At 70.2% G+C, this 7,300-nt stretch carries 7 protein-coding genes; 2 read left to right on the top strand and 5 right to left on the bottom strand.

What is annotated here, in order from left to right:
- Window positions 1-1,248, top strand: a 1,248-nt coding sequence (locus QZV72_RS13280; protein ID WP_297009074.1) for an HRDC domain-containing protein, incomplete at its 5' end; no start/stop codon positions are given.
- Here QZV72_RS13280 and dxs read toward each other — a convergent pair.
- The 5 genes from dxs to dut all read right to left on the bottom strand — a co-directional run bounded on the left by dxs (window position 1,189) and on the right by dut (window position 6,618).
- Entirely contained in the window at window positions 1,189-3,081 is a 1,893-nt protein-coding gene (dxs, locus tag QZV72_RS13275) for a 1-deoxy-D-xylulose-5-phosphate synthase (protein WP_297009078.1), read from the bottom strand. The genes QZV72_RS13280 and dxs overlap by 60 nt on opposite strands.
- Window positions 3,082-3,128: 47 nt before the next feature.
- Window positions 3,129-4,475, bottom strand: coding sequence for a class I SAM-dependent RNA methyltransferase (locus QZV72_RS13270; protein ID WP_297009072.1), 1,347 nt, complete (start codon window positions 4,473-4,475; stop codon window positions 3,129-3,131).
- Window positions 4,472-5,107, bottom strand: coding sequence for a DUF3159 domain-containing protein (locus tag QZV72_RS13265; RefSeq protein WP_297009076.1), 636 nt, complete (start codon window positions 5,105-5,107; stop codon window positions 4,472-4,474). The genes QZV72_RS13270 and QZV72_RS13265 overlap by 4 nt, the downstream gene beginning before the upstream one ends.
- A 101-nt stretch (window positions 5,108-5,208) precedes the next feature.
- Window positions 5,209-6,063 (bottom strand): DUF3710 domain-containing protein, encoded by an 855-nt coding sequence (locus tag QZV72_RS13260; RefSeq protein ID WP_297009071.1) that lies wholly within the window; start codon window positions 6,061-6,063, stop codon window positions 5,209-5,211.
- Between the two features lie 96 nt (window positions 6,064-6,159).
- A complete protein-coding gene (gene dut / locus QZV72_RS13255) occupies window positions 6,160-6,618 on the bottom strand; it encodes a dUTP diphosphatase (RefSeq protein WP_297009070.1) in 459 nt (152 codons plus the stop codon).
- An 83-nt stretch (window positions 6,619-6,701) separates the two neighbouring features.
- Between dut and QZV72_RS13250 the strand changes: the two genes are divergently transcribed.
- Window positions 6,702-7,250, top strand: a complete 549-nt coding sequence (locus QZV72_RS13250; RefSeq protein WP_297009069.1) for a DUF3093 domain-containing protein — start codon at window positions 6,702-6,704, stop codon at window positions 7,248-7,250.
- Window positions 7,251-7,300: the final 50 nt, after the last annotated feature.

Genomic DNA, 7,300 nt, shown 5'->3' with positions numbered 1-7,300 from the left:
CGCGCCTCCGGTTTCCGGTTCGATGACCGGGCGTGGCTGGTGCAGCTGCGACGGGCCGGATCCGGGACCCATCTGGTGGATCCGGTCGTGGTGCCGGAGGCCGGGCGTCTCCTAGCACCGGTGATGAACGGACTGCCCTGGGTGCTGCATGCCGCGCACACGGACCTGCCCGCGCTGACGACGCTGGGGTGGCGTACTCCCCTGCTCCATGACACGCAGATCGCCGGACGGTTGCTCGGATACGGTCAGATCGGCCTAGCCGGGATGCTCGAGGAACTCCTGGGGGTGACCGTGGCCAAGGACAAGGGCCGGGAGGACTGGTCGGCACGCCCGTTGCCTGCCGACATGCTGACCTACGCCGCACTGGACGTGGAACTGCTCGTCGAGCTGCTGTCGACCGCACTGTCCCGGCTGCGGCACCGTGGTGAGTCTGAGGGCCTGGACCGGATCGGCTGGTACCGGCAGGAGTGCGCCCATGTCCGAGCCGACTGGTCACGGCCGGTGCAGACGCCCGACTGGACGCGTTTGCGGGGCATCGGTGCGGTGCGTGATCCCCGGGGGTGGGAGGTTGCCCGTCGGCTCACCGACATCCGCACCGAAGTGGCGCGGCGCCGGGACACACCACCGGAGAAGGTGCTGCACTCATCGGTGATCGTCGATCTGGCGCGCTCGCCGCACCAGGCCGAGGATCTGCTGCGCGGTGAACGGCGGGGAGGGCCGGGTGTCCGGAATGCCCGGGACCGTCGGCAGGGTCGGCGGGACGTGCGTCCTGTGCCCCGGCTCCCCCGGGAGTTGCGGGCTCTGCTGCTCACCGGGGTCCGTGACGCACTCTCAGCTGACCCTGCGGCACTACCAACGCGGCCCCCGGCACCCCGCGGCAGACCCGACCACCGCACCTGGGCCCGGGATTTCCCGGTCGCCGACCGCTTGGCGACGGGCTTCCGCACCGCCGTCGACGTTGTGGCCGACCGGCTGGATCTCCACCCGTCGGAACTCATCGTCTCGGCGTCGGTGCGTTCCGTGGCCTGGGATGCGGCGCAGCTGCTCGACACATCGGGCTCCCGGCCCGGGACAGGTGCCGACGAGGGCTACCTGACTGATCCTGTCGGGTGGGCGGAGGAGACCCTGGGTGGTCTGCTCGCCGCGCAGCACATCCGCCCGTGGCAGACTGACCTGCTGATCCCGGCGCTACTTCCCACGTTGGCCGAAGAGATGCCCGGCCCAGGCAAGGGCACGGCGGGCTGCTGAGGCTTCATCAAGCCCGTAACCGGCCATGACCTCGGCCCTGGTCCCGTGGGCCGGGAACGTCTGATCCTCGGCGAGGTAGCGCACCGGGGTGTCGACCTCGGCGCTGACCATCGCACGGTGCAGCTGCTGGCCCGCCCCACCGTGGACACCGTTGTCCTCGACGGTGATGACCAGGTCGGCGGCGTCCGCGAGATCCACCACGGATGCGGCGGGCGGGCTGACCCACACCGGGTCGATGAGGACGACCGCGCAGCCGGCAGCGATGAGTGCCTCGGTCACGGCGAAGGATGGCCCGGTCATGGCCCCGTAGTTGACCACGAGGATCAGCGGGGTGTCCACGGGGTCCTCCTCCGGTTCGGCGAGGACATCGTAGTCCACGGTCCCGCGCAGGGCGGGGACGGCCGGGGGCAGTTCACCCTTGGGGAAGCGCAGGACCGTCGGACCGTCACTGACGGCGAGGCAGCGTTCCAGTGCACCGGTGAGCCGGATACCGTCACGGGGCGCTGCGATCCGGATCCCGGGGACCACGGCGGTGATCGAGAGATCCCACATACCGTTGTGACTGGGGCCGTCCGGCCCGGTGATCCCGGCACGGTCGAGGACGAAGGTCACGGGCAGGCGGAGCAGCCCGATGTCCATGAGAAGCTGGTCGAACGCGCGGTTGAGGAAGGTGGAGTAGACCGCGACGACCGGGCGCAGTCCGCCGAGGGCGAGGCCGGCTGCGGAGGTGACGGCGTGTTGCTCGGCGATGCCCACGTCGAAAACGCGGTCGGGGTGCCGTTCCGCGAATCCGGTGAGACCGGTGGGGCCGGGCATCGCAGCGGTGACAGCGACGATGTCCTCGCGCAGATCACCGAGACGCACGAGATCCCCGGCGAAAACATCGACCCAGTGTCTCCTCTGTTCACCCCGACCGTCGGGGGCGGTTCCGGTGCGGGCGCCGACCCCGTCGATGCAGTGCATCCGGTCGGTGTCGTCGGCGAGCGCCGGCGCATAGCCGTGCCCTTTCTCTGTCACGGCGTGAACGATCACCGGTCCGCCGAGATCCCGCGCCCGGCGCAGAACCGACTCCAGGGCGGGAAGGTCGTGTCCGTCCACCGGGCCGAGGTAGGCCAGCCCCAGGTCACCGAACAGGGTCCGGGGTGGGACGTCGCCGGTCGGATGCCGCCGCAGCCGGCGGATCAGCCGGCGGTCCGCCGCCGCCGGACCCGCCCCCCGCCGACCGGTGACGGCCCGGTCCCGGAGGTCGGCGAGGGTACGCGCGAGGCCCCCGACGGTCGGTGCGTAGGACCGGCCGTTGTCGTTGACGACGATCACGACCGGCCGGTCGGAGCCGTCGGCGATGCTCTCCAGTGCCTCCCACGCCATGCCCCCGGTCAATGCACCGTCACCGATGAGCGCGACGACACGACGATCCGTCTGTCCGGTGAGGGCGAAGGCCTTGGCCAGGCCGTCTGCGTAGGACAGGGACGCCGAACCGTGCGAGGACTCTGTCCAGTCGTGCGGACTCTCGTCCCTGGCCGGATATCCCGACAGTCCGTCGCTGTGACGCAGGGTGTCGAAGAGACCCCAACGGCCGGTGACGATCTTGTGGACGTAGGCCTGGTGCCCGGTGTCGAAGATCACCGGGTCAGACGGGGAGTTGAAGACCCGGTGGATCGCCAGCGTCAGTTCCACCACCCCGAGATTTGGCCCCAGGTGTCCGCCGGTGACGGAGACCTTCTTCACGAGGAAGCTCCGGATCTCCGCCGCGAGCCGGACGAGCGTCGGCCCGTCGAGGGACCGCAGGTCCGCGGGCGACGAGACGGTCCCGAGGATCGGTAGGTCGGTCAAGTCGGTCAAGTCGGTCAAGTCGATCATGGCCGGGTCCACCCGCTCCATCACTTGTCACTGCCACGCGCACTGCCGGCGGGGACGTAATGGGTGAGCACCTCGACGTGGTGGGTGAGACCGAAGGCGTCGACCGCAGTCAGTGAGACGGGAAGGTACCCTGCGGCGCCCAGGGTCGCGGCGTCCCGGGCGGCGGTCGCGGGGTCACAGCCGATGTGGAGGATGTGCCGGGGACGGTGGGCCGTCACCTCCTCGAGGACCCGGTCACCGGCGCCGGTGCGGGGTGGATCGAGCACGACAGCGAACAGCGACCCGCCGTCACGCAGTTCACTGATCCGGGCGGCCACATCACCGGCGAGGAAGCGGACGTCCCGTCCGGTGAGCGCCCGTTCCCCGGCGGCCGTGGCCTCGGAGGCCACATCGACGCAGTCCACCCTGATTCCGGGGACTGCGGCGGTGAGGGCGGCGGAGAAGACGCCGGAGCCACCGTAGAGATCCCAGGCGGTGGGACCTTCTGCGGTGGACGCGGGGGCGTCACACCCGGTCAGCGTGGTGGTGATCCAGTCACTGTAGACCTCCGGCGCGGCCCGGTGCGCCTGCCAGAACGCCTCGACCGGCACAACCCAGCGCACACCGTTGACCACGTGACTGACGGTCCCGTCACCGCTGAGCACGGTGCGCCGGGTGTGCTTTCGCACCGCACCGTTCCGGCGGCGGTGATCACGACGCCCCCGGGTGGTCTTCCCGGTGGCTTCCCTGACCAGTTCCACAGCTGACCGCCCACCGTCCTCGCCCACCGCCACGCAGACCTCGGCACTGGGAGTGAGGTTGAAGGACGCCAGTTCCCCGGCCAGTCCGTCCGCCAGCGCCGGAGCCCACTGAGCGCAGATCGCCTCGGTGACCGGAATGATCCCGTGACTGCCGGCGGCGCGCAGCCCTGCCCGACCGTCGCGGTCGACTCCCAGGCGGACCCTGGTGCGGTACCCGGTGAACGGTTCCGGTGAGAGCGCCGCAACCGTCACGTCCGCGAGATCGAGACGGCCGATGCGTGTGAACTGGTCGACGACGACCCGACGCTTCCACGCCACAGAACCAGCCGCATCGACGATATCGAGGTCACAGCACCCAGCACCGGCCGCCGCAGCGGCGCAGACCGGGGCGGTCCGGTGAACTGACGGCCCTGCGATCCGTGTGACGTCGGCGACCCGACCGGTGAGGAACCGCCGTGTGCCGGCGGGAGCCCCGTCAAGTTCAACGGGGACGCCGGTCTCGCCGGGTAGAGCACCCCGGACGAAGACGACCTGCCCGGCGCGGTCCCCCGCGTCCGTCCCGCAGCGGGCGACGGCTGCCCCGCCGTGGGCGGGCCCGGTGATGTCCAGTGTCAGGTGTTCGGTCACAGTGTGTCCTCTTCCGTTGTCGCTGTCTTGTCCCCGGTCCCCGCCGCGTGCCGGCCGGCCCCCCGGTTCTCACCGCGTTCGTCGCGCCCGGCGGTGCGCACCGCCCACACGGTGATCAGGACAACCACCGCAGTGAGGGGAAGCCCCATGATGATGCGGGTGACACCGAGCACCCCGACGGCGTCATCCTGGGTGTAGAGCCACTGCTGGACGATGAACCGGGCGAAAAAGACGACCGCCCAGGCCAGAGTCGCGACGGTGTAGACCCGGACCCCGGTCCGGCTGGAACGCCAGCGTTGGGGTTCACCGTTGATGCCGTGCCAGATCAGTCCCACCAGCGGCCACCGGAGAACGGTGGAGACGGTGAAGACGATGCCGGCGACCAGGGAATACCAGATTCCGTAGGCGAAATAGCCCTTGGCGTCTCCGGTGAGCCAGGCGATGACCGCACACAGTCCGACACCCGTCAGTCCGGACACCGCCGGCATGAGGGTCTCGCGCCGGGCGAGTCGCCAGACGAAGATGACGACGGCCACTGCTACGGCTGCGATGAGCGCGGGGCCGAGGCCCCACTTCGCGTTGACCGGGACGAGCACCAGCACCGGTATGACGGTGGAGACCATCCCGGGCATACCGCCGAGTTGGTCGAGGATGCTCGCGTCCTCGGCGACCTCGGTCGTCTCCGCCACCGTCCCGTCGGCAGGAGTGTCGTGGTGGTCCAGGTCTCCTCCGGTCACTCGGTCCCACCCATCTGCCGGTCCACGGTGCCACCGGTCCGGCGCCGTGCCGTCCCGGGACGGGGTGCCGTCGTCGAGGTGGCTTCCGGCGCGGGCCGGGGAGCCTGCACGGCCTGCTGTTGCCGGTTCTCCTGTTGCCGGGCCAGGGTGCGCTTCAGTTCCTCGGCCATGGCCTGCGGAATCACCACCGGCAGTGAGCGCCCTGCCGGGGCCGGCTCGCTACCGCGGTTGACGAAGGTGCGCGAGATCACCTCGTAGGCTGTCTCCGCGAGCTCGTCGGCGGACGCCGCGGGGCCCGCGAGTGTCATCCGGAGCATCCAGCGCGGACCGTCGACACCGATGACGCGGACCACACCGTCACCGACCACCCCCACGAGCTCGACGCCCCAGTCGTTGTCGCACCGGGTGACCTCCAGGCCGTCGCGGACCATTCCCTCGGCGAACTCGTCAATGTCACCTGCCCACTGCCCACCGCTGCGCGGTGCGGCGAAGGCCGCCGGGGTGATCCGTCCGAACGGGGTGAGGATGTGGATCTGGCGGGGGCCCTCCTGCCCCATCTCCACCTGCACTTCGCCCTTGTGCGGCACCGGGATGAGCATCGACCCCAGGTCCAGCCCGCCTTTGGCGAAGTCGGAGAAGTCGAAGTCGTGGTAGTCGACCGAGTCTCCGTCGAAGGGGCCGAAGCTCCCGTTGACCGGGTCGTAGGTGGTGTCCTCACTCCCTGACGCCGGCGTCGGAGACGAGGTCGCGGCCTCGGTGGCCTCCAACGTCCGGTCCGTCTCCGCTGTCTGCGCCGTCTCCTGTCGGATTTCAGCGGGGGCGGCGTCCTTCTTCTTTCCGAATGGCCACATGCTGGTCGGTCCTTTCCTCGGTGTCACCGGATACCCGGGGGTACGGCCGGTTCTGCTGGTTCTGTGTGTGCGTGGCTGCTCCACGCCCGGCGCCGGTCAGACGCCGGTGGAGCCGTGACCGCCGGAACCGCGGACCGTGTCCCCGAGTTCCCCGAGGTCGGAGACCTCCACCACGTCGCAGAGGCTGACCCGCTGGACGAGCAGTTGGGCGATCCGGTCTCCCCTGCTGATCTCCACGGGCACGCGCGGATCCAGGTTGATCAGGCACACCTTGATCTCCCCGCGGTAGTCTGCGTCGACGGTGCCGGGGGCGTTGACGATCGACAGACCGTGCCGTGTCGCCAACCCGCTGCGGGGGTGGACGAGGCCCACGGTCCCGACCGGCAGTGCGACTGCCAGGCCGGTGCCCACCAGGGCCCGCTCACCAGGGGTCAGCGTGAGGGTCTCCGCACTGTGAAGGTCGATTCCGGCGTCGGTCGGGTGCGCCCGGTGCGGCAACGGCAGCTCCGGGTCGAGCCGGTGGACGCGCAGGGGTTCATCGGGGGTCTCGGTCATGGGCCGTAGTCTACCGCCCGGGCTTGTCACCCCGTACAGGCCGTCTGTGGTCCGCGCCCCTCGGCGGGCTACACTGTGTGGTTGTGAACGACCCCGACCAGACAGGAGATGACGTGGCCCCGGAACCAGCACAGGAGCCTTCCGGCACCCGTTCCCACGGGTCCCGTCCCGCGGTCCTCTATTCCGAGCGCCAACCGGTCCCACTGTCATGGTGGCTCATCGGCGTCGGCGTCGCTGCGCTCCTCGCCTGGCAGGGTCAGATGAAGCGTGAGTGGTACTGGGGGGTCGTCGTCGGAGTCATCGCCCTTGCTGCGGTGGTCTGGACCCTTGTGTACGCCTCACGCAACCGGGTCATCGTGGAGCGCGACGAGACCGGTGAGACCTGGCTCCGTGTCGGGGATGCCGCACTTCCCCGTTCCGCGGTATCGCGGACGGTTCCGGTACCGCCGACCGCGTGTCGTGCCGCCATGGGGCGTCAGCTCGACCCGGCGGCGTATGTCGTCCACCGGACCTGGATTCCGGCGATGGCGATGTTCGTCCTCGACGACCCTGACGACCCCACCCCCTACTGGCTGGTGTCCACCGGGGAACCCGAGGAACTGCTTGCGGCGTTCGGCGCGCCGGTCTCCTGACACCGCACCGGACGCACCCGGTCGTCGCCCGACCGGGACGCAGGACCGGG

This window comes from uncultured Corynebacterium sp., from assembly GCF_902782855.1.
In the GTDB taxonomy this organism is placed as follows: domain Bacteria; phylum Actinomycetota; class Actinomycetes; order Mycobacteriales; family Mycobacteriaceae; genus Corynebacterium.
The sequence above is the reverse complement of the archived record's forward strand: the minus strand, read 5'-3'. Positions and strand labels throughout refer to the sequence as shown.